The organism is Deinococcus grandis (assembly GCF_001485435.1).
GTDB classification, from domain to species: domain Bacteria; phylum Deinococcota; class Deinococci; order Deinococcales; family Deinococcaceae; genus Deinococcus; species Deinococcus grandis.
On sequence record NZ_BCMS01000001.1, the window covers coordinates 1,708,075 to 1,732,425 of the forward strand.

Annotated in this window: 23 protein-coding genes; 13 read left to right on the plus strand and 10 right to left on the minus strand. The window is 71.5% G+C overall.

From position 1 onward, the window contains the following. Positions 1–24: 24 nt before the first annotated feature. The 4 genes from DEIGR_RS08435 to DEIGR_RS21470 all read left to right on the plus strand — a co-directional run bounded on the left by DEIGR_RS08435 (position 25) and on the right by DEIGR_RS21470 (position 2,997). Positions 25–528, plus strand: a complete 504-nt coding sequence (locus tag DEIGR_RS08435) for a DUF1641 domain-containing protein (protein ID WP_058976558.1) — start codon at positions 25–27, stop codon at positions 526–528. Between the two features lie 89 nt (positions 529–617). Then, a complete protein-coding gene (locus tag DEIGR_RS08440) occupies positions 618–1,373 on the plus strand; it encodes a formate dehydrogenase accessory sulfurtransferase FdhD (protein ID WP_236704703.1) in 756 nt (251 codons plus the stop codon). Positions 1,374–1,442: 69 nt separating this feature from the next. Continuing rightward, positions 1,443–2,840 (plus strand): L-lactate MFS transporter, encoded by a 1,398-nt coding sequence (locus tag DEIGR_RS08445; RefSeq protein WP_058976560.1) that lies wholly within the window; start codon positions 1,443–1,445, stop codon positions 2,838–2,840. A 25-nt stretch (positions 2,841–2,865) separates the two neighbouring features. Then, on the plus strand, positions 2,866–2,997 hold the full coding sequence (locus DEIGR_RS21470; RefSeq protein WP_255416048.1) for an MFS transporter small subunit: 132 nt from the start codon (positions 2,866–2,868) through the stop codon (positions 2,995–2,997). Between the two features lie 70 nt (positions 2,998–3,067). On the opposite strand, the gene DEIGR_RS08450 is transcribed toward DEIGR_RS21470, so the two are convergent. The 4 genes from DEIGR_RS08450 to DEIGR_RS08465 all read right to left on the minus strand — a co-directional run bounded on the left by DEIGR_RS08450 (position 3,068) and on the right by DEIGR_RS08465 (position 8,482). Beyond that, positions 3,068–5,626, minus strand: coding sequence for an excinuclease ABC subunit UvrA (locus DEIGR_RS08450; protein WP_058976561.1), 2,559 nt, complete (start codon positions 5,624–5,626; stop codon positions 3,068–3,070). Between the two features lie 70 nt (positions 5,627–5,696). Beyond that, complete coding sequence (locus tag DEIGR_RS08455) at positions 5,697–6,230, minus strand: hypothetical protein (protein WP_058976562.1); 534 nt, start codon at positions 6,228–6,230, stop codon at positions 5,697–5,699. A 16-nt stretch (positions 6,231–6,246) separates the two neighbouring features. Beyond that, positions 6,247–7,044: an alpha/beta fold hydrolase gene (locus DEIGR_RS08460; protein ID WP_236704704.1), complete on the minus strand. Its 798-nt coding sequence runs from the start codon at positions 7,042–7,044 to the stop codon at positions 6,247–6,249. Between the two features lie 85 nt (positions 7,045–7,129). Continuing rightward, positions 7,130–8,482 (minus strand): acyl-CoA dehydrogenase family protein, encoded by a 1,353-nt coding sequence (locus tag DEIGR_RS08465; RefSeq protein WP_058976564.1) that lies wholly within the window; start codon positions 8,480–8,482, stop codon positions 7,130–7,132. A gap of 102 nt (positions 8,483–8,584) precedes the next feature. Here DEIGR_RS08465 and DEIGR_RS08470 point away from each other — a divergent pair, with 102 nt between their 5' ends. After that, positions 8,585–9,103, plus strand: a complete 519-nt coding sequence (locus tag DEIGR_RS08470; RefSeq protein WP_058976565.1) for a hypothetical protein — start codon at positions 8,585–8,587, stop codon at positions 9,101–9,103. 99 nt (positions 9,104–9,202) lie between these two features. On the opposite strand, the gene DEIGR_RS08475 is transcribed toward DEIGR_RS08470, so the two are convergent. The 3 genes from DEIGR_RS08475 to DEIGR_RS08485 are packed head-to-tail and all read right to left on the minus strand — an operon-like array spanning position 9,203 to position 11,504. Further along, positions 9,203–10,279: a type IV pilus twitching motility protein PilT gene (locus tag DEIGR_RS08475; protein ID WP_058976566.1), complete on the minus strand. Its 1,077-nt coding sequence runs from the start codon at positions 10,277–10,279 to the stop codon at positions 9,203–9,205. Then, on the minus strand, positions 10,276–11,142 hold the full coding sequence (gene panC / locus DEIGR_RS08480; protein ID WP_236704705.1) for a pantoate--beta-alanine ligase: 867 nt from the start codon (positions 11,140–11,142) through the stop codon (positions 10,276–10,278). The genes DEIGR_RS08475 and panC overlap by 4 nt, the downstream gene beginning before the upstream one ends. After that, positions 11,139–11,504 carry a phage holin family protein gene (locus DEIGR_RS08485; RefSeq protein ID WP_058976567.1) on the minus strand — a complete coding sequence of 122 codons (366 nt, stop codon included), beginning with the start codon at positions 11,502–11,504 and terminating at the stop codon, positions 11,139–11,141. Before DEIGR_RS08485 ends, panC begins: the two co-directional genes overlap by 4 nt. A 99-nt stretch (positions 11,505–11,603) precedes the next feature. On the opposite strand from DEIGR_RS08485, the gene aroE reads away from it, so the two are divergent. The 5 genes from aroE (at position 11,604) to DEIGR_RS08510 (ending at position 18,657) form a co-directional block, all read left to right on the plus strand. Next, positions 11,604–12,497 (plus strand): shikimate dehydrogenase, encoded by an 894-nt coding sequence (gene aroE, locus DEIGR_RS08490; RefSeq protein ID WP_236704706.1) that lies wholly within the window; start codon positions 11,604–11,606, stop codon positions 12,495–12,497. Then, entirely contained in the window at positions 12,494–15,805 is a 3,312-nt protein-coding gene (locus tag DEIGR_RS08495; protein ID WP_236704707.1) for a CHASE domain-containing protein, read from the plus strand. Before aroE ends, DEIGR_RS08495 begins: the two co-directional genes overlap by 4 nt. Next, positions 15,802–17,118, plus strand: coding sequence for a sensor histidine kinase (locus tag DEIGR_RS08500; protein WP_083523977.1), 1,317 nt, complete (start codon positions 15,802–15,804; stop codon positions 17,116–17,118). Before DEIGR_RS08495 ends, DEIGR_RS08500 begins: the two co-directional genes overlap by 4 nt. A gap of 4 nt (positions 17,119–17,122) precedes the next feature. Continuing rightward, positions 17,123–17,521 carry an OsmC family protein gene (locus DEIGR_RS08505; RefSeq protein ID WP_058976568.1) on the plus strand — a complete coding sequence of 133 codons (399 nt, stop codon included), beginning with the start codon at positions 17,123–17,125 and terminating at the stop codon, positions 17,519–17,521. A gap of 152 nt (positions 17,522–17,673) precedes the next feature. Beyond that, a complete protein-coding gene (locus tag DEIGR_RS08510) occupies positions 17,674–18,657 on the plus strand; it encodes an ROK family protein (protein WP_236704708.1) in 984 nt (327 codons plus the stop codon). On the opposite strand, the gene DEIGR_RS08515 is transcribed toward DEIGR_RS08510, so the two are convergent. Beyond that, the gene (locus DEIGR_RS08515; RefSeq protein ID WP_058976569.1) at positions 18,643–18,864 is read right to left on the minus strand and encodes a hypothetical protein; all 222 of its coding nucleotides are present in this window, start codon (positions 18,862–18,864) and stop codon (positions 18,643–18,645) included. The two genes, DEIGR_RS08510 and DEIGR_RS08515, sit on opposite strands and share 15 nt — an antisense overlap. Before the next feature lie 239 nt (positions 18,865–19,103). Here DEIGR_RS08515 and DEIGR_RS08520 point away from each other — a divergent pair, with 239 nt between their 5' ends. Continuing rightward, complete coding sequence (locus tag DEIGR_RS08520; protein WP_058976570.1) at positions 19,104–20,681, plus strand: L-glutamate gamma-semialdehyde dehydrogenase; 1,578 nt, start codon at positions 19,104–19,106, stop codon at positions 20,679–20,681. Between the two features lie 153 nt (positions 20,682–20,834). Here the strand turns inward: DEIGR_RS08520 and DEIGR_RS08525 are convergent, their stop codons facing one another. Continuing rightward, entirely contained in the window at positions 20,835–21,182 is a 348-nt protein-coding gene (locus DEIGR_RS08525) for a DUF4180 domain-containing protein (protein ID WP_058976571.1), read from the minus strand. Between the two features lie 43 nt (positions 21,183–21,225). Here DEIGR_RS08525 and DEIGR_RS08530 point away from each other — a divergent pair, with 43 nt between their 5' ends. Together DEIGR_RS08530 and DEIGR_RS08535 are read left to right on the plus strand one after the other, a co-directional pair. Next, the gene (locus tag DEIGR_RS08530) at positions 21,226–21,726 is read left to right on the plus strand and encodes a DinB family protein (RefSeq protein WP_058976572.1); all 501 of its coding nucleotides are present in this window, start codon (positions 21,226–21,228) and stop codon (positions 21,724–21,726) included. Between the two features lie 34 nt (positions 21,727–21,760). Beyond that, positions 21,761–23,065, plus strand: coding sequence for an aminotransferase family protein (locus DEIGR_RS08535; RefSeq protein ID WP_058976573.1), 1,305 nt, complete (start codon positions 21,761–21,763; stop codon positions 23,063–23,065). Positions 23,066–23,261: 196 nt separating this feature from the next. On the opposite strand, the gene ilvC is transcribed toward DEIGR_RS08535, so the two are convergent. Beyond that, entirely contained in the window at positions 23,262–24,272 is a 1,011-nt protein-coding gene (gene ilvC, locus DEIGR_RS08540; protein ID WP_058976574.1) for a ketol-acid reductoisomerase, read from the minus strand. Positions 24,273–24,351 lie beyond the last annotated feature (79 nt).

Consider the following 24,351-nt stretch of genomic DNA (forward strand, 5'->3'; position numbering starts at 1 on the left):
TTCACACCCACGGAGGAGTCCTGAATGGCGAAACCACTCGAATTCACGCCCCGCACGCCCACCCCGCAGGAGCAGCTACACACCGAGGTGGCAGACTCCACCGAGGCGCTGCTCGCGGGCCTGCACCTGCTGCGGCAGCTGCACGAGCACGGCGTGCTGGACGTCGCGCAGAAGACCGTGCGGGGCGGCGAGGGCCTCACGGCGTCGCTGCTGCACATCCTGGGCGGGCAGAGCAGCACTGCCCTGCTCCGCAACGTGACCGAACTCGGCAAGACCCTCTCCGAACTCGATCCGGGCGAGGTCAGCGTGCTGGGCCACGCGGTCACGGTGGGCGTGCACGAGGGCGCGCGGCACGTCGCGGCCGGGAAGGGCATCGGCCTGGGTGAACTGCTGGGCCTGCTCAAGGACCGGGACGTGCAGGTGGCGCTCGGCGCGATCTTCGCGCTCCTGAAGGGCGCGGGGCGGGCGCTGCGTGAGGCCAACGAGGCCGTGCCACAGACCGCGAATCAGGCCGAGGTAGGGCGCTGAACCCAGACGACGGACCGGGCGGGGAGGCGACGACCGGCCTCCCCGTCGTGTTGTGGCGGGGCGGGGCGCCAGCGGAGCGGGTGGACGCCGTGGCGGTCGAGGAACCGCTGGAACTGCGCCTGCACACCCCGGACGGCCCGCTGCCGCTGGGGGTGCTGATGCGCACACCCGGCCACGACCACGAACTGCTGCTGGGCTGGCTGGTCGCCGAGGGCCTGCTGCCGGACGACCTCACGCTGCACCCCGACGCGGAGAACCGGAACGTGTGGCACCTGCACACGCCGGACTTCGCGCGGCTGGCGGCGGGCGCGCGACTGGCGGTGTCATCCAGCGCGTGCGGGGTGTGCGGGTCGGGCAGCGTGGAGCGCCTGATTGCCCGCGCCTCTCCCCCGTCCTGGGCGGGCGGCCCGCTGGACGTAGCGTGGCTCTCGGGCCTGCCGGAGGCCCTCGCGGCGGCCCAGCCGGGCTTCGCGGCGACCGGCGGCCTGCACGGCGCGGCGCTGTTCACGCCGGACGGCACGCGGCTGGCGGCCTTCGAGGACGTGGGGCGGCACAACGCCGTGGACAAACTGGTGGGCTGGGCGCAGGCGCAGGGCCGCCTTCCGCTGCCGGACGCCGTGCTGGTGGTGAGCAGCCGCGCGGGCTTCGAGATCGTGCAGAAGGCCGTCACGGCGGGGATCGCGGTGATCGTGGCGGTGGGCGCGGCGACCAGCCTCGCGGTGGATACGGCGGCGGCGTTCGGCGTGACGCTGTGCGGCTTCGCGCGTGGGGACCGGCTTACCGTGTACGCCGGAGCGGGCCGTCTGGGTGGCGGGTCACATGAGGATTCTCCGGCAGACGCGTGAAGACCGGCGTGCACCCGAGCGCCTAGACTCCTCCATGTCAAACAACTGAACGCTTGACAGGAGGTCGCAATGGGCATTCTGGATCGTCCGCAGTCCGTCGCCGGGCCCGGCTGGAGCCGCTGGCTGGTACCGCCCGCCGCGCTGGCCGTGCACCTGAGCATCGGCCAGATCTACGGCTATTCCGTGTTCAACAAACCCCTCACCCGGCTGCTCAGCGGCGACGTGAGCGCCGAGACGGGCGCGCCCGGCGACTGGACCCTCCTTCAGGTCGGCCTGATCTTCAGCGTCGCGCTGTTCTTCCTGGGCGCCAGCAGCGCCCTGTTCGGCAAGTGGGTGGAACGCGAGGGACCCCGCAAGACCATGGTCGCCAGCGCCCTGCTGTTCTGCGGCGGGTTCTTCGTCGCGGCGCTCGGGGTGAAACTGCACTCCTTGTCGCTGGTGATCTTCGGGAACGGCGTGCTGGGCGGCATCGGCCTGGGCCTGGGGTACATCAGTCCGGTCAGCACGCTCATCAAGTGGTTCCCAGACCGCCCGGGCCTCGCCACCGGCATGGCGATCATGGGCTTCGGCGGCGGCGCCCTGATCGGCAGTCCGCTGGGCACCGCCCTGATGGGGCGCTTCGCCACGGACGGCACGCTGGGCGTCGGCAGCACCTTCCTGATCATGGGCGCCGTGTACCTGCTGTTCATGCTGTTCGGCGCGTTCCTGATCCGCGTGCCCGCCGACGGCTGGACGCCCCCCGGCTGGACGCCGAAACCCCAGCCGGGCGGCATGATCAGCACCCACAACGTCCTCGTGGATCAGGCGTTCCGCACGCCGCAGTTCTGGCTGCTGTTCGCCGTGCTGTTCCTGAACGTCACCGCCGGGATCGGCGTGCTCGGGCAGGCCAGCGTCATGATCCAGGAGATGTTCAGCGACCGCGTGCTGGGCGCCGGGAACGGCGTCACTGCCGCCGCTGCCGCCGGGTTCGTGGGCCTGCTGAGCATCTTCAACATGGCGGGCCGCTTCTTCTGGTCGTCCACGAGTGACCGCATCGGGCGCAAACCCACGTACATGATCTTCTTCGCGCTGGGCGCCGTACTGTACTTCCTGATCCCGATGTTCGGGAACATGGGCAGCCTGATCCTGTTCGTCGCGGGCTTCTGCGTGATCATGAGCATGTACGGCGGCGGGTTCGCGACCATCCCCGCGTACCTGCGCGACATGTTCGGCACCGCGAACGTCGGCGCGATCCACGGCCGCCTCCTGCTCGCCTGGAGTGCCGCCGCGATCGTCGGCCCCAGCCTCGTGAACGGCTTCCGCGACCGGCAGATCGCGTCCGGCGTGCCCGCCGCGCAGGCCTACAGCACCACCATGTCCATCATGGCTGCGCTGCTCGTCGTGGGCTTCGTCGCCAACCTGCTCGTCCGCCCCGTCGCCGAGAAGTTCTGGGCCGAGAACCGCGCGCCCGCCCCCAGCCACGACTGACACCCATCCCAGTCAGGAGGTCCGCATGACCCGTTCCACCCCAGAATCCACCGAACCGCTCTCCCCCGTGATCTACCTGACGTGGCTGGTGCCCGGCATTCCCCTCGTCTGGGGCGTCTGGCAGACGCTGATCAAGGTGTCTCAACTCTTCCAGTAAGCCGGTCTGATCGCTGATAGCGGACGGTAGCCTCCCCCACTGTCGGGGGAGGTTCGCTGTTGCTCCCTGTTCAGGTCAGGGCAGGCTGGGCGCGTTCGTCGAGTTCGCGGCGCAGGTACGGCGCGGTGCGGCTGCGCGGTGAGCGGGCGACCTGTTCGGGGGTGCCCTGCGCGACGATCTGCCCGCCGTCCTCGCCCGCGCCGGGGCCGAGGTCGATCACCCAGTCGGCGGCGGCGATCAGGCCCAGGTCGTGTTCGACGAGCATCACGGTGTGCCCGGCGTCCACGAGGCGGCGCAGCTGCGCGTGCAGGCGCTCGACGTCGCTGGGGTGCAGGCCGGTGGTGGGCTCGTCGAGCAGGTAGACGGTGTGGCCGCGCGTGGCCTTCTGGAGTTCCGAGGCGAGTTTCACGCGCTGCGCCTCCCCGCCGGAGAGTTCCGTGGCGGGCTGCCCCAGCCGCAGGTAGCCCAGTCCCACCTCCTGCAGGGTGCTCAGGGCGCGCGCGATGGGAGGCTCGTGCGCGAAGACGTCGGCGGCGGCGTCCACGGTCAGGTCGAGCACCTGCGCGATGGTCAGGTCCGCCCACTTCACCTCCAGCGTGCTGTCGTTGAAGCGGGCGCCGTGACAGACGGGGCAGGGAGCGTACACGGACGGCAGGAACAGCAGTTCCACCATGACCCAGCCCTCGCCCTGGCAGTGCTCGCAGCGGCCGCCCTTCACGTTGAAGGAGAAGCGGCCGGGGCGGTAGTGCCGCCGCCGGGCCAGGGGCGTCGCGGCGAACAGGTTGCGGACGTGGTCGAACAGGCCGGTGTACGTGGCGACATTGCTGCGCGGCGTGCGCCCGATGGGACTCTGCGTGACCTGCACCAGCCGCTTCACGCGGGCCACGTCCCCGCCCAGCGTGCCGCCGGTGGGCGCGGGCGCGTCGTCGGCGCTCAGCAGGTCGGCTGGGTCGGTCCCGCCCTCCGGTGCGGGCGGCGTAACGCCCAGGTGCGCGCCGAGCAGGTCCGCGAGGGCCTGGGTGATCAGGCTGGACTTACCCGAGCCGCTCACGCCGGTCACGGCAGTCAGGACGCCCAGGGGCAGGCGCGCGTCCAGGCCGCGCAGGTTGTTGCGGGTCACGCCCTGCACCTCCAGCCAGCCCTGCGGCTGACGCGGCGCCGGGCGGGGCGGGGTGGGCGTCGCGAAGAGGTGGCGCGCGGTCTGCGAGGCTGCCACGTTCCGTAACCCGTCGGGTGGGCCACTGTACAGCACCTCGCCCCCGTCCTGCCCGGCGGCCGGGCCGACGTCCACGATCCAGTCGGCGTGGCGGATCACGGCGAGGTCGTGCTCGACCACGAACAGCGAGTTCCCCCCGGCCTTCAGGTCGTCCAGGGCGCCCAGCAGCGCCTCGGTGTCGGCGGGATGCAGCCCGGCGGACGGTTCGTCGAGGACGTACACCACCCCGAACAGGTTCGAATACAGCTGGGTCGCCAGCCGCAGCCGCTGGAGCTCCCCGGGCGAGAGCGTGGGCGTGCCCCGTTCCAGCGCCAGGTACCCCAGGCCCAGGCGCCCGAGCACCTCGATCCGCGCGCACAGGTCGCCCGCGAGACGGGTCAGGGCCAGCGCCTCCTCCTGCGGGCGTGGCGGACCACCGGGGCGGTCCGTGTCCCCACGGGCGGCGGGGGCCAGCAGCTCGGCGGCGCGGCTCAGCGGAAGGCGCGAGAAGTCCGCGATGTCCAGCCCGGCGAAGGTGACGCCCAGGGCCTCGCGGGTCAGGCGTTTGCCGTGGCAGACGGGGCACTCGCGAATCACCATGAAGGACGCCGCGCGGCGTTTCATGCTCTCGCTGCCGCTGGTCGCGAAGGTGTGCAGCACGTGCCGCCGCGCAGACGTGAATGTCCCCATGTACGACGGTTCGGCGCGGCGTTTCAGGGCCCGGCGGGTCTCCTCGGGCGTGAACCCCGGGTAGACCGGCACCTGCGGCTGCTCGTCGCTGAACAGGATCCAGTCGCGGTCACGCTGCGGCAGGTCGCGCCAGGGCGTGTCCACGTCGTAGCCCAGGGTCACGAGGATGTCCCGCTGGTTCTGTCCGCCCCACGCGGTCGGCCACGCGGCGATGGCCCGCTCGCGGATCGTCAGGGACGGGTCGGGCACCATGCTCGCCTCGGTGACGTCGAAGACCCGGCCCAGCCCGTGACACTCCGGGCAGGCGCCTTCGGGGGTGTTCGGCGAGAACCCCTCCGCGTAGATGATGCCCTGCCCCCCCGGGTAGTCGCCCGCGCGGGAGTACAGCAGCCGCAACACGTTGTTCAGGGTGGTCAGGCTGCCCACCGTGCTGCGCGCCGACGTCACGCCCCGCCCCTGCTCGAGCGCCACGGCGGGCGGCAGGCCCTCGATGCGGTCCACGTCCGGGGTGCCCAGCTGGTTGAACAGCCGCCGCGCGTACGGCGACACGGAATCCAGGTAGCGGCGCTGCGCCTCGGCGTACAGCGTCCCGAACGCCAGGGACGACTTCCCGGACCCCGACACCCCGGTGAACACCACCAGGGCGCCTCTGGGCAGGTCCACATCCACGTTCTTCAGGTTGTGTTCCCGCGCGCCGCGCACCTGCACGAAACCGTCACGGGGGGTGGGGGCAGACCGGCTCATCCCGGCATGATCCCCGCCCACCCACCGGGATGGGTGCAGGCCGCCTTCATCGCTTGCCCATGCTCGGGCCTCAGAACGGCAGGAAGATGAGTTGTCCCGGCGTCGCCGGGAACGTCGCGTACAGGCTGTCTGCCCGGGGTTTGAGGTAGTGCAGGTCGTCCAGACCGCGCAGTGGGCCGATCAGGCATTCGGGTGACCGGTCGCCTCCCCGGTCCATGCACGTCACGTCATACGGGGTGCCGTCCAGCGTGCGGAGGGTGCCCGTGCGCAGCTGCGCGACCGGGAAGATGTTCGCGCGGGCGAACGCCGCCTGAAGGGCCGCGTCGCGCCGGAAGGCGGCCAGGGTGGTGCCCCGCCCGGCCAGGAAGCGCGTGAGGGCCTCCTCGCGCTCGGTGTCCCCGGTGTTGGGCAGCAGGACGCTCACGGGGCCGCCGACGGCGGCCAGAGTGGGCTGCATGGCGCGGCACATGATGTCACTGCGGGCGCGGGCGCAGGACCGCACATAGTCCCGCGCGTCCGTCGGGGAGTACAGGTCCAGGCCCTGCGGGTCGCACCCGGCCAGCAGCGGAAGCGTCAGGGCCAGCGGCAGCAGTCGGCGGGTCATGCCGCAGGGTACCGGGTCAGCGCAGTCCGGTCAGGTAGGTCTGCACGGCGTTCAGGATGTCACCTTCCGCCTGCGCGCGGTTCACGTCCGGCTGCCCGTCGCCCCGCTGCGGGCCGTAGCGGCCGAAGAAGGCGTGCACCGCGCCGGGAATGACGGTCAGGGTGGTGCCCGCAGGCAGGCGGTCCAGGCCGCCGCGCACATCCTCGGGAGCGGCGACGCCGTCACGCTCGGCCAGCAGGGACAGGACGGGCAGCGTCTGGTCCTTCAGGGTCACGTTCCCGGCGGGGTACGCGGCCATCAGGATCAGGCCCGCGACCTTGCCGGGGTGCCGGGCGGCGTACTGCGCGGCCATCGCGCCGCCCAGCGAGTGCCCGGCGATCACCACGCGCTTCCCGTCCCCGTACGCGCCGATCAGGGCGTCGGCGCGGCCAGCGGCCGTGACGGCCAGATCGAGCGGGAAGGCCGGGATGACCGTCTCGACGCCCTGATCGGCCAGGGCGCGGCCCAGCCACTCGTACGCCTGCGGACGCACCAGTCCGCCGGGATAGAACACCAGCAGCGTGCTCGCATCGCCATTCTGCGGGCGAATGCGGATGACCGGGCCGCCCGCCTGTTCCAGCGTCACGCGGGCCTCCCGGCTCTGCGGGGAACTGACCGCGTCCTGCCCCAGCACCAGCGGGGGCCGCACCGCCACCTGCCGCGCCGTGGCGATCACGTACCCGCCGAGCAGTGAGAGGACCGCCACCAGCCACGTGCGGACACGCGGCGAGAGGCGGACGGATCGGCGGGCGCGGACGGGCGGCTCGGAGGTCACACCGGTCAGCATAGGAGGCCGGGGTGCGGCGCGAGGGCAGTCGATCCCACACCCTCGCACAACCTCTCCCGGCAGGCGGGCGGGGTTACACGAAGGCGCTCAGGCCGGTGATGGCGCGGCCCACGACCAGGGTGTTGATCTCGTTGGTGCCCTCGTAGGAGTAGATGGCCTCGGTGTCCGCGAAGTGCTTCGCCACGCCGTACTCGAGCAGGATGCCGTTCCCGCCGAAGGTCTCGCGGGCCAGCGCGACCGTCTCGCGGCAGCGGGCGGCCGTGACGACCTTGGCCAGGGCGGCGTGTTCGTCGCGCATGTCGCCCGCGTCGGCCAGGTGGCTCAGGCGCAGGCACAGGGCCAGCATGCCGGTCACGTTGCCCAGCATGTGCACGAGGTGGTTCTGGATGAGCTGGAATTCCCCGATGCGCTTGCCGAACTGCTCGCGGGTCTGCGCGTACGCGAGGGCCAGTTCGTAGGCGCCCATGGCGCAGCCCACGCCCTGCCACGCGACGCCCGCGCGGGTGAGTTTCAGCACCTCGGCGGTGGTCCGCCAGCCCTGCACGTTCTGGAGGCGGTCGCTGTCGGGCACGGCGCAGTCGTCCAGGGTGATCAGGCCGTTCTCGACGATGCGCAGCGCGGTCTTGCCCTGGATCTTCTCGACGCTGTACCCGGGGGTGCCCGCGCGGACGATGAAGCCGCGCACCTCGCCGCCGTCCACGTCCCGCGCCCAGATCACGGTGAAGTCGCTGAAGGTGCTGTTCCCGATCCATTTCTTCTGCCCGCGCAGGATCCAGCGGTCCCCGTCGCGGCGGCAGGTGGTGCGCATGCCCTGGCTGACCTGACTGCCGCCCTCGGGTTCGGTCAGGCCGAACGCGCCGATCATCTCCAGGTCCAGCATCTTCGGCAGCCACTCGGCCTTCTGCTCGTCGCTGCCGCCCAGCGCCACGGACGCGAACGCCAGTCCCGCGTGCACGCCGAAGAACACGGCGGTGCTGACGTCCACCCGGCAGGCCTCCAGGGTGATCAGGCCCTCCAGCACGGTCGCGTTGGGTTTGCGGGTGCCGTCCTCGTTCCAGATGCGGCGCAGCAGGTCCAGGCGGCGCAGCTCCGGGATGAGCTGGCGGGGGAACTCGTCGCGGTTCCAGTACTCGTTCATGATCGGCGCGACGTGCGTCTCCATGAACGCCCGCACGTCCGCGGCGGTCTGCCTCTCGTCGGGCTTCAGCGTGCCCAGCTGGCCCAGGAAGTCCCCGTCCGGTGCGGGCAGGGTGCTGTGGTCGTCGTGCGGTCCGCTCAGCATGCGGGTCAGCTGGCCCAGCTGCCGGTCGTTCAGGCGGGAGGCGGCGCCCAGCAGCGCGGGCAGGTCCACGCGCTCGCTCAGCGCGGCGAGGGCCCGCAGGTCCAGGCCGGCCAGGAGGGCGCTCGGGTCAGGCGTGCTCGTCATGCTGATCTTGTACCGCGTTCAAGGACGCCCGGACTGCGAGGACGCGCCCGGTTCCGCTTCACGTCACCTTCACGCACCCGCCCCGCGCCGTACGATGCGGCCGTGCCCACCCCCGCCAGCGAACGCCCCACCCGGCCCCTCCCACACCGACCGGCGGGGCACGTCGAACTGGCCCGCTACTCCAGCCTGGGGCGGCTGTGGGCGCTGCTGGGCGGCGCGGCCCGCGCAGGGCGGCAGGTGACGCTGGTGCGCGGCGACAGCCCAGATCTGTGCCGCCGCCGCGTGAGCGGGTACGTCCTGAGCGGCGCGGGCGTTTTCCTGGACGTGACCCGCACCGCCCGGCACTTGGAGGACGGCTTCGCGCCCCACCCGGCCCTTGTGGCGCTGCTCGCGGGGGACCCGGACCCGCTGCGCGCCGAACTGAACGCCCACTTCGAACTGCGCGTGGACTTCACGCTGGCCCTGACCACCGCGCGCGACCTGATCTGCCGCCCCGAGCTGCGCTACGTGCCGATCGTGCCGGGCCTGAGTGACCTGCCGGGCGACCTGCCGCTGGAGGTGCGCCGCCTGGGCCGCGACGAACTGCACCTGCTCGTGCAGCGGGCCTGCGGCCTGGCCTGAGCCCCGGCACATCCCTGAGCCCGGGCACATCCTCGGCACCAGACGCGGGCGCGGCGCACCCGGAAGACGGGGATGCGCCGCGCCCAAGGGAAAGTCGGGTCAGAACGTGAAGCCGCTGCGGGTGACCATCAGTTTCAGTTCGTGCGGGCTGGTCGCCGCAGCGAGGGCCTCGTCCATGGTGATCAGGGTGTTGCGGTACAGCTGCACGAGGTGCTGGTCGAAGGTGTGCATCCCGCGGATGTTGTCCTCGATCAGGGCGTCCTTGATCAGCGGGGTCTTGTTCTCGTCCTTGATGTACTCCTGGATCAGGGGGGTATTCAGGAGGATTTCGAGGCCCAGGACGCGGCCCACGCCGTCGGCGCGGCGCAGCAGGCGCTGGCTGACGATCCCGACGAGCGATTCGGCCATCTGGAGGCGCACCTGTTCGCGTTCGAAGGGCGGGAAGAAGTCGATGATGCGGTTCACGCTGCGCACGGCGTCCTGGGTGTGCAGCGTGCTGACGACCAGGTGCCCGGTCTGCGCGGCGCTCAGGGCGGCCTCGACGGTTTCCTTGTCGCGCATCTCGCCGATCATGATGACGTCCGGGTCCTGGCGCATGGCGTACTTCAGGGCGGTGCGGAAGTCGCGGGTGTCGCTGCCGACCTCGCGCTGCACGACGATGCTCTTCTTGTTCTTGTGGAGGATCTCGATGGGGTCCTCGATGGTGATGATGTTGTACGCGTACGCGCGGTTGATGTGGTCGATCAGGCTGGCCAGGGTGGTGCTCTTTCCCGACCCGGTGGGGCCGGTCACGAGGATCAGGCCGCGGGCGTGCTCGGCGAGGCCGCGCATGACGTCCGCGGGGAGGCCCAGCGCCTCGAAGCCGGGAATGGCGTCGGAAACGATGCGCATGACCATGCCGACCGCGCCGCGCTGCCGGAAGACGTTGCAGCGGAAGCGGCCCAGGCCGGACACGCTGTACGCGAGGTCGAGTTCGTTGCGGTACGTGAAGTCGTCCCACTGGTCGGCGTTCATCAGGGACTGCGCCAGCAGCATGGTGTCGGGCGGCATGAGCGGCTGCGTGCCGAACGGCACGAGCTGACCGTCGATGCGGCCCATGGGGGGACTGCCCGCCTGGAGGTGCACGTCGCTGGCGCGGCGGCCGACCATCTCGCGCAGGAGTTCGTCGAGGGTCACTGGGGTTCCCCGAGGGGCATGTTGTCGATCAGGCGCACCCCGAAGAGGCGGGCCGCCACCAAGACGCGATTCATGGGGTCATTGTCCATGATTTCCGGCGTCTGCATATCCCCCCCGACGACCGTGAGGTACTCCAGGGCCAGTTCGGGTTCCAGCGTGAGGACCGCGTGACCGGCGGCTTCCAGCGCGTCCGCGCGGCGTTCACCGGTCGCGTACGCGGCCTGCACGGCGCGCAGCGCCCGCGAGAGGATGGTCGCGCGGTCCTGCTGCTCGGCGGTCAGGTAGGTGTTGCGGCTGCTCAGGGCCAGCCCGGACGCGGCGCGGACGGTGGGGACACCCTGGATGCTGACGGGGACGTTCAGGTCGCGGACCATGCGGCGCACGACGGCCAGCTGCTGCCAGTCCTTCTCGCCGAACAGCGCCACGTCGGGCTGCACGAGGTTCAGGAGTTTCAGGACGACCGTGGCGACGCCCGTGAAGTGCCCGGGGCGGGCCGCGCCGTCCAGGCCGTCGCTGACGCCGGTCACGGTGACGCTGGTGCTGTAGCCCTGCGGGTACATGGTCGCCACGTCCGGGTGGAACAGCACGTCCGCTCCGGCCTGCGCGGCGACCCGCAGGTCGCGGTCCAGGTCGCGCGGGTAGCGGCTGAGGTCCTCGGCCGGGCCGAACTGCAGGGGGTTCACGAACACGCTCACGGCGACCAGCCCGTCGGGGCCCGCCGCGGCGCGCGCCGCGCGGATCAGGGTGGCGTGCCCGTCGTGCAGGTAGCCCATGGTGGGCACGAACGCCACGCGCCGCGCGCGCAGCCGGGCGCGCAGGTCGTCCGTGCTGGTCAGGACGGTCGGGAGCACGGCGGCGGTCACTGGTCCTTCTCCAGGCCCAGGGCGCGCACGGCGGCGTCCAGCACCCAGGAGATGACGGCCAGCACGACCGCGCCGATGACGGCCGCGCCGAAGCCCGCGACGTTCAGGGCGGTCGCGGCGGCCACCAGCCACAGCACGACGCCGTTCACGACCAGCGTGAACAGGCCCAGCGTCAGGACGTTCACGGGCAGCGACAGCAGCAGCAGCACGGGGCGCACCAGGGCGTTCACGATGCCCATGACGAGCGCGGCGATCAGCACGCTCAGCAGGTCCGCGCCGGGCGCGAAGCTCACGCCGCCGTACACGCGGGTCAGGAGGTACAGGGCCAGTGCGTTCACCAGCAGCCGAAGGACGAAACCCATACCGGCAGGATACGGGATGCGCCCCCCGGCGCGAACCTGCCCGCGGCGCCCGGGGGGGTCCGGGCGTTCCGGAAAACGGCCGTGCCCTAGACTGGGCGGGTGACTGTGCCGGACTTTCCGACGACCCAGCGTGCCTTCCTGTTCGCGGACCCGGCGGCGCACTCGCTGTCGCCGCGCATGCATGGCGCGGCGTTCGCGTACGCGGGGCTGCCCGGCACGTACGAGGCCCGGCGCGTGCCCGCCGGTGAGCTGGCGGCGGCCGTCGCGGGGCTGCGCGCGCCGGACGTGCTGGGCGCGAACCTCAGCCTGCCGCACAAGGAGGCGGCGCTGCCGCTGCTGGACTCCCTGAGTGACGCGGCGCGTGCGATCGGCGCGGTGAACACCGTCGTTCACCGGGATGGGCAGCTGCGCGGCGAGAACACGGACGCGCCGGGGCTGCTGGCGGCGCTGCGGGACGCGGGCCTGCCGGACCTGGGGTCGGGCGTGCCGGTCGTGATCCTGGGGGCGGGCGGGGCGGCGCGTGCGGCGGCGTTCGTGGCGCTGCGGGACCTGCGGGCCCGGGCGTGGATCGTGAACCGTACGCTGGACCGCGCACGGGCGCTCGCGGCGGCGTTCCGGCCATACGGCGAGGTGCAGGCCGCCGCCCCGCAGGACGTGCCGTGGGCGGACGCGCCACTGGTGATCAATGCCAGCAGCGCGGGCCTGAACAACCCGGGGCAGACGCCGCTGGACGCCGCGTTCCTGGCGCGGCTCCCGGCCGGGGCGCTCGTGTACGACATGGTGTATAGACCGGCCGAGACGCGCCTGATGCTTGAGGCCCGCGCGCATGGCCTGGGTGCCGAGAACGGCCTGGGGATGCTGGCCCATCAGGCGCGGCTGGCGTTCACCGCCTGGACGGGCGCGGACGTGCCGGTGCGGGTGTTCCTGGACGCGCTGACCGGGACGGCCGGAGCCGGTACCGGTGCTGATGCTGGAGCGGGGCGGACGCCGTGACGCGCCTGCGGACGAGAACGCTGGGGGGCCGTCAGGTGCCGGCGCTGGTCATGCTGGTGATCGTGCTGCTGTCGCTGCTCATCGCGTACGCGGTGCATTCGTTCGCCCGGGAGCAGCAGCGCGGGCGGTTCGAGCGGGAGGCCGGGGCGTTCACGCAGGCGCTGCAGGACCGCGTCCTCGTGTACGAGCGGCTGCTGGAGGCCACCCGTTCGAGCTGGCAGACGGTCGGCCCGAGCGCCACCGAGGCGCAGTTCGCGCAGTACGTGGGCGGGCTGGACCTCGCGCAGCGGTACCAGGGCGTGCAGGCGGTCGGGTTCGGGCAGCGCGTGGCGCGCGGGCAGGCGGCGGCGCTGCTGGCCGAACTGCGCCGCAGCGTGTCGCCGGACCTGACCTTGCGAGACGGCGGGGACGTGCAGGAGGAGCGGGTGATCATCGCGCGGATCGCGCCGCCGACTGCCGTGAATCTCGCGGCGCTGGGTTTCGACCTGAACAGCGAACCCCTGCGCCGCGCGGCGATGCGGGCGGCGCTCGTGACGGGTCGGGCGCAGGCGACGGCGCCGCTACGGCTGGTACAGCGCGGCCCGGACGGCGCGCCCCTTGCGGGGTTCCTGGTGATGCTGCCGGTGCAGGAGGCCGCCGGGCGCGGCGGGTTCATGTACATGGCGGTGGACGCCCCGTCGTTCCTGCGGGGGCTGGAACCGGAAGGCGGGGCGCCCGGGAACCTGAACGTGCGGGTCCGGCTGGCCGGGCAGCCGCTGGGCGGCGGGAGTGCGCTGGAGGCCGGGCCGTTCACGACGCGGTCGTCGTTCTCGCTGATCGGGCAGCCGTGGACGCTGGAATTCAGTGCGGGCGGCACCTTCGGGCGGGATCAGGCGGCGTTCGTGCCGTACCTGATCGCGCTGCTGGGGCTGCTGCTGGCGGGCTTCGCGTTCCGGATCGTGAAGGCGCAGGTGGACGCCCGTGGGCGCGCCGAGCGGCTGAACGTGTCGCTGGCGCACGCCCGGTCGCTGCAGGAGGCGGCCCGCGCGGAGTTCGAGGCGATCTTCCAGTCCATGCAGGACGCGGCGGTGTTCACGGACGCCGAGGGCCGCGTGCGGCTGGTGAACCGCGCGCTGCGGGACTGGCTGGGCCGGGACGACCTGGAGGGCCGTCCGCTGGGCGTCATTCACGCCGACCGGCGCCTGGACGGCCGCAGCCGGTTCGAGCCGCTGTCCACGAGTTACGTGCGGGCGGACGGAACGGTCTTTTCCGGTGAGGCGCAGCGCAGTGAGGTGCTCGCGCCGGACGGCACGCTGCTGGGCCTGCTGGAGGTCGTGCGGGACATCCGCGAGCGGGTGCAGGCCGAGCAGGCGGTGCAGGCCGAGGAACGCCGCTCGCGCGCGGTGCTGGACGCGCTGCCCAGCGTGGTGCAGCTGTCGGGCCGCAGCGGGCGGGTGCGGTACCGGAACCTCGCGCATCAGGAGCGGCTGGGCGGCGTGGACCTCGCCGAGCACCTGAACCCGGAGGAACGCGCGGCGTTCGCGCAGTGGCGGGAGCAGGTGCTCGCCAGTGGCCGCGACGCGAGCAGCGAGTGGGCACTGAGCACCCCGCAGGGCGCGCGCTGGTTCCAGGTGCGGGTCAATCCGGTGCGGGACCCGGGCGGGCCGGACGATCAGGTGAGCGCGTGGGTGACGACCGCGACGGACATTCACGACCGGCTGCTGGCCGAGCGGCGCGCGCAGCGCAACGAGGAACGCTACCGGGCGGTGCTGGAGGGCATGCCGCAGATCGTGTGGCTGACCGATCCGCGCGGCGCGCACGTGTACTTCAACCGCCGCTGGGCGGAGTTCGTGGGCGAGGCCCGGGCCGCGCAGCCGCTGAGCAGCCTGATCCACCCGGAGGACCGCGCGGATTACCTGCGGGGCTGGCAGGCGGCCCTGGCGTCCGGGCGGCCGTTCGAGGCCGAGCACCGCCTGCTGCGCGCCGACGGGCAGTACCGGGCGTTCGTGACGCGTGGTCTGCCGGTGCTGGACGGGGACGGGCTGGTCATGGAGTGGGTGGGGACGAGCACGGACGTGGACGATCAGGTGTACGCCGAGCAGACCGCGCGACTGCTGGCGGACGTGTCCGAGCAGCTCTCGGCGCGCAGTGACGATCCCAGTCACCTGCGGCACGACCGGTACCGGGCGGCGCTGGCGCGGCTGGACGGGCGCTTCGTGGACAGCGGCGCGCTGTGGACCGTGGATCCCACGCAGCTGGTGGCGGCGTCGTCCCCGTCGGCGACGTGGCATTCGGCGGCGTTCCAGGTGGTGGCGGGAGGCGCCATCGAGCGGGTGATGGACAGCGAGGATCCGGTGTTCATCGGCGCGGACCCGGCGCTGCACCGCGTGAGTGCCACGGGCGCGCTGTTCTACCCGCTGACCGGGCGGGACGGGACGCTCAGCGGCGTGCTGGGGCTGCTGTACCGGCAGGCGCTGACGGCGCGGGATCAGGATCTCGCGCAGGAACTCGCGGGGCGTTTCGCGTCGGCCCTGACGAACGACCGCCTGCAGGAGCGGGTGCTGGCGGCTCAGGCGGACCTGCAGGCGCTGAACCAGTCGCTGGAGGAACGGGTGCAGCAGCGCACGCTGGAACTGGAGAGCGCGAACCGGGAACTGGAGGCGTTCAGCTACTCGGTCAGCCACGACCTGCGCACGCCGCTGCGGCACATCGTGGGGTTCGGGGACCTGCTGGCCCGCGAGACGGGGGACAGCCTGACGCCGAAGGGGCAGCGGTACCTGACGGTCATCAAGGACTCGGCCAGCCGCATGAGTCAGCTGATCGACGATCTGCTGTCGTTCTCCCGCATGGGCCGTCAGGAGATGCGGCAGGTGCCGGTGGACCTGCGCCGCGTGATCGAGTCGAGCTGGCAGGGGCTGGAACCCGACCGGGCCGGGCGGGTGGTGACGCTGACGCTGCCGGACGCGCTGCCGACCGTGCAGGGCGACGAGTCGCTGCTGGGGCTCGTGTTCACGAACCTGCTGAGCAACGCGATCAAGTACTCGCGGGGCCGGGAGGAGGCGCGGGTGACGGTCAGCGCGCAGGCGAGGGAACATGAAGTGACGGTGAACGTCAGCGACAACGGTCTGGGGTTCGATCCGCGCTACGTGGATAAACTGTTTGGCGTGTTTCAACGACTGCACCGCGCCGAGGAATTCGAGGGCATCGGCATCGGCCTCGCCAACGTCCGCCGCATCGTCACCCGTCACGGCGGCCGCGTGAGCGCCGAGGGCCGCCCCGGCGAGGGCGCCACCTTCAGCGTCACGCTGCCGCTGCGGGGCCCGGCATGACCGACGCCCTGCCCGGCAGCGGTGAGCCGCTGCGCGTCCTGCACCTCGAGGACAGCGAACTCGATCATGAACTCGTCACCATGCATGTCGAGACGGAACTGCCCTGGCCGGTGGACTTCACGCGTGTCGAGGACGAACCGGAGTTCCTGCGGGCGCTGAGCGAGGTTCGCCCCCACCTGATCCTGAGTGATTTCGCGCTGCCCAGCTACGACGGCCTGAGTGCCTTCCGGGCCGCGCACGCGCAGGCGCCCAGCGTGCCGTTCATCATCGTGACCGGCGCGATGGGCGAGGAGACGGCCGTGGACACCCTGCGTGAGGGCGTCACGGACTACATCCTCAAGCAGCGCCTGGAGCGGCTGCCGTCCAGCATCCGCCGCGCGCTGAACGAGGTCGAGACCCGCACGCAGCGGGAACGGGCCGAGCGCGAGGTCCGCGAACTGAACGACCGGCTGCGCGCCCGCCTGGACGAGGTCGAGCGGCTTCGCAACACCGCCGAGCGGCAGAGTCAGCGTCTGGAGATCCAGGCCAAGCAGCTCGAGGAGGCCCTGAACCTCCAGAAGACGTTCCTGGCAGAGACCAGCCACGAGCTGCGCACGCCCCTGACGGCCCTGCACGGGTACCTGCGCCGCGCCGAGCGCGAGGCGGGCGGCAGTCAGACCCTTCAGGACGCGCAGCGCGTCGCGGAGAACATGACGCGGCTCGTGAACGACCTGCTGCAGCTGTCGCGCGGGGAGCTCGTGCAGAGCATCGAGATGCACTTCACGAACCTGGGGAACCTGCTGCGGCAGGTGGGCCGCGACTACGGCGTGCAGGCCCCCGAGGGCAACTACGAGATCGTGGGGGACCCGGGCCGCCTGACGCAGGTGTTCGTGAATCTCGTGACGAACGCGATCCGCGTGACCGGGAACGCGAATCTCGTGCGGCTGGAGATGGAACCCCGCGCGGGCGAGATCGAGGTGCGGGTCGTGGACCGCGGGCCCGGCGTGCCGGACGCCGTCAAGCCGCGCATCTTCGACAAGTTCTACCGGGGCAAGGAGGCCGGGTCGGCCGGGCTGGGCCTGACGATCGCGCAGCAGGTCGTCACCGCGCACGGCGGCGTGATCGACGTGACCGACACGCCGGGCGGCGGCGCGACGTTCCGCGTGCGCCTGCCGGAACTGGAAGAGGACGCCGGGGACGACTCGGACGGCCTAAGCGACCTGAAGGGCATGGACGACCTGGACATGGCTGCGCCGGGCATGCCCGACACGAGCGACGCGGACGGCCTGCCCGGACAGGCCCACAGTGACGGGCCGCGCGGGACGCTAGCGTGACCGCATGAAGAAGACCCTGAACGTCACCTGGCTCGGCGAGCAACGTTACCTGGGCGTCAGCGAGAGCGGCCACCAGCTGCTGATCGACAACAGCCCCACCAAGATCGGCGTGTCCCCCATGGAGGCGCTGCTGGGCGCGCTGGCGACCTGCACGGCGTACGACGTCGTGGAGATTATGAAAAAACGCCGCACGCCCCTGAGCAGCTACCGCATCGAGGTCGAGGGCGAGCGGGCCGACACCGACCCCAAACGCTACACGACGATCACGGTGCGGCACATCGCCAGCGGCGAGGGCGTGACCGAGGAGGCCCTGAGCAAGGCCGCGCACCTCAGCCACGAGAAGTACTGCTCGGTCGCGGCGAGCCTGAACAGCGACATCACCGTCGAGACCCGCGTCGAGTGACCCACGGCGGGCACTGACCCGGCCCGCGCGCCCCCGATCTGTTCAGCCGGGGGCGCGCCCATCATGGCTGGACCAGTCAAGGCTGGGCGCGTCGTGGGTGGCGTCTGCACGTCCCTTCGGGCGCCGGTGTGGCCGGGTGGCAGAATGCGCGCGTGACGACCGGCCCTCTGAATGACCGCCCCGCTGACCCCTCTCCCCTGCTGGCCCTGGATATCGGGGGGACGAGCCTGCGTGCGGCGCTCGTGCAGGGCGGGCGGGTGCTGGACCGCGTGGAGGCCCGCACGCCCCGCCCGGCCACGCCGGACGCGGTGATCACAGCGGCGCTGGAGCTGGCGCGGCCCCTGGCGGCGCGGGCCGGGGCGGTGGGCGTGGCCTGCGCGGGCGCGGTGGCGCGGGGGCGCGTGACGGCCACGGCCACCCACACGTTCCCCGGCTGGGTGGACATTCCCCTGGCGGAGCGGCTGGGCGCGGGGCTGGGCCTGCCGTGCGCGGCGCTGAACGACGCGCGGGCCGCCGCGTGGGGCGAGTTCGCGGCGGGCGCAGGCCAGGGCACGACCGAGTTCATGTTCGTGACGGTCAGCACGGGGGTCGGGGCGGGTCTGGTGCTGGGCGGGCGGCTGCATCTGGCCGGGAACGGCCTGGACGCCGAGCTGGGCTTCGTCACGGTTCCGTCCCACTGGCACGCGGGGGCGCTCACCCCGGCCGGTCAGCTGGCGCCGCTGGAGTTCGAGTCGAGCGGCACGGCCCTGAACGCCCGCGCGGCGGCGCTGGGCTTCGCGGATGCCCGCGCGCTGTGCGACGCCGCCGACGCCGGAGACGCAACGGCAGACGCGGAGTACCGGCACTCGGCGGCGGGGCTGGCGTGGAAGATCGCGGACATCGCGGCGCTGCTGGGCGTGACGCGCGCAGCGCTGGGCGGCAGCGTGGGCCTGCGCCCCGGCTACCGGACCCGCGTGCAGGAGGCGCTGGCGGCGTTCCCGGAGCGCTACCGGCCCGAGGTCGTGCACGCGGCACTGGGCGCGGACGCCGGGCTGATCGGCGCGGCGCTGTGGGCGGCCCGCTCGGCCCGGCATGGTGAAGCGCAGGACGGTGGAGCGCAGGACCCCTCGACCCGGGACGCCTCAGCCCAGGGGTGAGCGGGCGCCGGTGATCCAGCCGTCCTGCACGGCGCAGTAGGGACTCTGGAGCAGCGTGATCAGGGTGCGGGTGTCCTCGCCGGGGTGCGGCGTGACGGGGTGCCACTGCCCGGCGCACTGCACCTGGAGCCGGTAGTCGGGCGGCGCGGGCTGCACGCGGTAGTTGCCGATGGGGTGGGTGCCGCTGGGCAGGGTGGGGACGTGCATGCTGAACCTCCGGGTCGGGGGCCGCGCGGGGGCGCTGGCCCAGGCTGATGGTGCAGCGCGTGGCGTGACTGTGGCGTGACTGCCGGGCGGCGGACAGCCCACCTTTCAATTGACAGGAAAGTGGTGCCTTTCAGCGACCGCCCCGCACCTCAGGAATCGCCATTTTGAGCGTCTGACAGCGTGTTTCCTCACCCCCCAGGCGGGTGTGTTAGCCTCGCGGCAACCACAAGGAGGTCCGTATGAGCAGCACCCTGATGGAAGGGTTCCTTCCCTTCGAGCATGAACCGTACTTCAACTTCAAGGACGCGCAGGTCGCCGAGCGTCAGCGCGCCGCGTTCACGCAGGTCCGCGAGCAGTACCTCGGCCGGACGTTCCCGCTGATCGTGGACGGGCAGGAGGTGCAGGGCGAGGGCACCTTCGACGTCCGCAACCCCGCCGACACGCGCGAGGTCGTCTGGTCCTTCCAGAAGGCCACCCCGGCGCAGCTGGGCGAGGCCGTGCAGGCGGCGCAGGCGGCGTTCGAGGAGTGGCGTTTCACCGAGCCGTTCCAGCGCGCCACGATCTTCAAGCGGGCCGCCGAGCTGCTGCGCGCGCGCCGCATGGAATTCAACGCCGTCATGACCCTGGAGAACGGCAAGAACTGGTTCGAGGCGGACGGCGAGGTCGCCGAGTCCGTGGACCACTTCGAGGTCTTCGCGCGGGAAACGATGCGCTGGGCGACCGGCAAGCCCGTGTACCCCATGCCGGACGAGCACGTCACCACCGTGTACGAGCCGCTGGGCGTCGTGGCCTGCATCAGCCCCTGGAACTTCCCCAGCGCGATTCCGCTGGGCATGGCGCTGGGCGCGCTGGCCGCCGGGAACACCGTCCTCTGGAAGCCCGCGTCCGAGACGCCGCTGTCGTCGTACCTGATGATCGAACTGCTGTTCGAGGCCGGGCTGCCGCGCGGGACCGTGCAGTTCCTGACGGGTACGGACGACGTGCTGGGCGACCCCCTGGTGGATCATCCCGGCGTGCGGATGATCGCGTTCACGGGCAGCAAGGAGATCGGCTGCCGCATCTACGAGCGGGCCGCGCGGGTGCAGCCGGGCCAGAAGTGGCTCAAGCGCGTCATCGCCGAGATGGGCGGGAAGGACCCGACGGTCGTGTGCGCCGACGGTGACCTAGAGGCCGCCGCGACCGGGATCGTGCAGGCGGCGTTCGGGTACAGCGGGCAGAAGTGCAGCGCCTGCTCCCGCGTGATCGCCGAGGAGAGCGTGTACGACGACCTGCTGGCCCGCGTGGTCGAGAAGGCCCGCGGCCTGAAGGTGGGCCTCCCCGAGGAGAACGCCGACCTGGGTCCGGTGATCACGCAGGGCAGCGCCGAGCGCATCCAGACGTACGTGCAGGAGGGGCAGGGCCGCGTGCGCCTGCTGCTGGGCGGCGAGACGCCCGACGTGGGCGAGCGCGTGGGCGGCTACGTGGCCCCCACCATCCTCGCGGACGTGCCCGCCGACGACGCCCTGTTCCAGGAGGAGATCTTCGGCCCCGTCCTGGCGTTCACGAAGGCGCGCGACTGGCAGCACGCCATCGAGCTGGCGAACGACAGCGAGTACGGCCTGACCGCCGCGTTCTACTCCCGCGACCCCCGCAAGATCGACGAGGCCCGCAAAAAGATTCACGTCGGGAACCTGTACGTGAACCGCAAGTGCACGGGCGCGCTGAGCGGCACGCACGCCTTCGGCGGGTACGGCATGAGCGGCACGAACGCCAAGGTGGGCGGCCCGGACTACCTGTTCTGGTTCCTGCAGACGAAGACCATCGCGCAGCGCTACTGATCTCGACTCCGGTTGAAAGGTTTGCAAAAACGTTCAACCCGAGCGGATGCGAGCAGGAGCGAAACGGGTTCCGGACGTGGAGTTGGCAGATCGGTGATCTTCCGATCTGTCAATGAAACAAACGGAATCCGTATGAGGGCGCGCGGGGTCGGGTCAGGGTTGCCCACGCAGCCACGCCCGCCCCGCCGCCTCGTCCGGCACGAAGCGGATGAGGGAATGGCGGGCGTGCTCGCGGGCCAGTTCCGCGAACCGCTCGCCGTACCGGGCCGGGTCGGGCACGACCACCGCGACGGGCAGGCGATAGTTCACGAACTTCTGGAACAGCTCGCCCAGCAGGCCCGTCCGCAGATTCAGGAAGTCGGCGCCCAGGTCCGTGTCGTGCAGCAGGAGGCCCGTATGCCCGAAGATCGCGCCCACCACGTCTGGAGTATCGGCGGCGGCCTGAAGCGTCAGGCCCAGGTCGGGCAGGGTCGTGACCTTGTCGGACGGTTGGGGTTCCATCCTCCCATTCTCGTTTCTCGCCGCAATCTGGGACACTGGTCGCATGACGGATGACTCTCGCAATCAACGCTCGCAGCTCGCGTTCGCCCGGCTCCTGCCGAAACTGTTCCGTGGGGGACAGGCGTTCGTGGGCGTCGAGGCGTCCCTGAGCGGCCTGACCGACGAGCAGGCCACCACCCGCCCGGCGGGCCTGCCGCACAGCGTCGCGCAGCTCGTGGCGCACGTGAACTGGTGGAACCGCTGGATGCTGGACATCATCGAGATGGGTATGGCCCAGCCGTACCCGAAGCACGCCTCGGACACCTGGCCCGAGGTGCAGGCGAGTGACTGGCCGCGCGTGAAGAACGAGTTCTACGAGCTGCTGGCCCGCATCGACCCGCACGCGGCCCGCCCGGACCTGTCCAACCCCGTGAACCACGAGGAGACCATCGGGGAGCTGCTGGCGGACATGGCGCTGCACACCGCGCATCACTTCGGGCAGGTGGTGACGGTGCGGCAGGCGCTGGGGGCGTGGCCTCCTCCCGGCGGCGGCGACACCTGGTAAACGCCCGGCCCTGCGCGGGCCGGAAAGGATAGTTATGTCGAACGTGTTCTACCGCAGCAGCAAGTCGTACCCGGTCGCCGTGCGCGCCGGGGGCGTGTTCATCGAGACGCAGGAGGGCCGGTCGCTCCTGGACGGATCGTCGGGGGCGCTCGTAGCGAACATCGGGCATGGCCGCACGCAGGTCGCGCAGGCGATGGCCGAGCAGGCGTCGCGGCTGGCGTTCGTGCACGGTTCGCAGTTCACGAGTGACGTGCTCGAGGCGTACGCGTCGCGCCTCGCGGCGTTCCTGGACCTGCCCGCCTTCCGCTTCTGGGCGGTGTCGGGCGGCTCCGAGGCAAACGAGAGTGCGATCAAACTCGCCCGGCAGTACCACGTGGAGCGGGGCGAGCCGGGGCGCTTCAAGGTGATCACGCGGGTGCCCAGTTACCACGGGGCGTCGCTGGGCGCGCTGGCCGCGTCGGGGATGGGCGCGCGGCGCGAGGTGTACGCGCCCCTGATCCGCGAGGACGCCTGGCCGAAGATGCCGAAACCCGACCCGACCCTGAGTGGCGAGGAGGACGCCGAGCGGCTGCGCGCGGTGCTGGAGGCCGCCGGGCCGGACTCAGTGGCGGCGTTCATCTGCGAACCGGTGGTGGGTGCGTCGGACGCGGCGCTCGCCCCGAATGCCGGGTATCACGCGCGGATCGCGGCGATCTGCCGGGAGTACGGCGTGCTGTTCGTCGCGGACGAGGTCATGAGCGGCATGGGCCGCTGCGGCGCGCCGCTGGCCGTGCGGCTGGGCGGAGACGTCACGCCGGACATCGTCGTGCTGGGCAAGGGCCTCGCGGCGGGCTACGCGCCCCTGGCGGGCCTGATGGCCAGCCCCGAGGTGTACGGCACGGTCATGGACGGCAGCGGCGCGTTCAAGCACGGGTTCACGTACGCCGGGCATCCAGTCAGCGTGGCGGCGGGCCTGAGCGTGCTGGACATCGTCGAGCAGGAGGAGCTGGTGCAGGCGGCCCGCGAGCGCGGCACGCAGCTCCTCGCGGGTCTGGAGGGGCTGAAGGACCGGCACCCGCAGGTCCTGGAGGTGCGCGGGCAGGGGCTGCTGCTGGGCGTCGTGCTGGGCGACCCGGCCACCGGGCAGGCCTTCGAGCGGCCCGGACTGGCCGACCGTGTCGCCGCCGCCGCGCGCGAGGAAGGCCTGCTGACCTACCCGGGCTCCGGCGCGGTGGACGGCGTGCGCGGCGATCACCTTCTGCTGGGGCCGCCCCTGAGCATCACGCCCGCCGAGGTGGACCTGCTGCTCGAACGACTGGACCGCGCACTGGCCCGTACCGGGGCGGCCGTTCCGGGCTGATCCACACAGGAAGAGGGGCCGGTGGGCGTCGCTGCCCCCGGCCCCTCCCCTGTTGTCCTCGTTTGCGGATTCCGTCTGTTTCGTTATCAACCCGGAACCTCACCGGGTTGCCAACTCCACGCCCGGAACCCGCCCTGCTCCTGCTCGCTCCGCTCGGATTGAAGGGTTTTTACAAAACCTCCAATCGGAGTCCGTATTAGACTTCCAGCGCCTTCTTGTTGATGAAGGGCATCTTGTCGCGCAGTTCCTTCCCGACGACTTCCAGGGTGTGGTCGCGCATCTTGCCGCGCTGCTCCTCCATGAAGGGGAAGCCGGCCTCGGCGTCGGCGATGAAGCGCTCGGCGAACTTGCCGGTCTGGATGTCCTGGAGGACGCGGCCCATCTCGGCTTTCGTCTCGGCGGTCACGACGCGGGGACCGGTGACGTAGTCGCCGAACTCGGCGGTGTTGCTGATGGAGTGGCGCATGCCCTCGAAGCCCTTCTCGTAGATCAAGTCGACGATCAGCTTGACCTCGTGCAGGGTCTCGAAGTACGCGATTTCGGGCTGGTACCCGGCTTCCACCAGGGTCTCGAAGCCCGCCTGGATCAGGTGGGTGACGCCGCCGCACAGGACGCTCTGCTCGCCGAACAGGTCAGTCTCGGTCTCTTCCTTGAAGGTGGTTTCCAGCACGCCGGCGCGGGTGCAGCCGATGCCGTTCGCGTACGCCAGGGCGATGTCGCGCGCCTTGCCGGTGGCGTCCTGCTGCACGGCGAAGATGCCGGGCATGCCCGCACCGTCGGCGTAGACGCGGCGCAGCATGTGGCCGGGGCCCTTGGGCGCCACGAGGAACACGTCCACGTCGGCGGGGGGCGTGATGCGGCCGAAGTGCACGTTGAAGCCGTGCCCGAACGCCAGGGCCTTCCCGGCGCTGAGGTTCGGGGCGATGCTCTGCTCGTACACCCTGGGCTGCTGCTCGTCGGGGATCAGGAGCATGATCACGTCGGCTTCCCTGGTGGCGTCCTCGATGCTGGCGACGCGCAGGCCGGCCTGTTCGGCCTTGGCGCGGCTGGCGCTGCCGTCACGCAGGCCGACGACGACGTTGAAGCCGCTGTCCCGCAGGTTCTGCGCGTGCGCGTGCGCCTGGCTGCCGTAGCCGATGATGGCGATCAGCTTGTTCTCGATGGGGGCGGTGCTCACGTCGCGGTCGTAGTACATTTTTGCAGCCATGTTCGGGATTCTCCTACAGAAAGGGATTTCAGGGTCTGGGCGGGCTAGGCGGGTTCAAAGAGGTTGATGGTTGATCGGT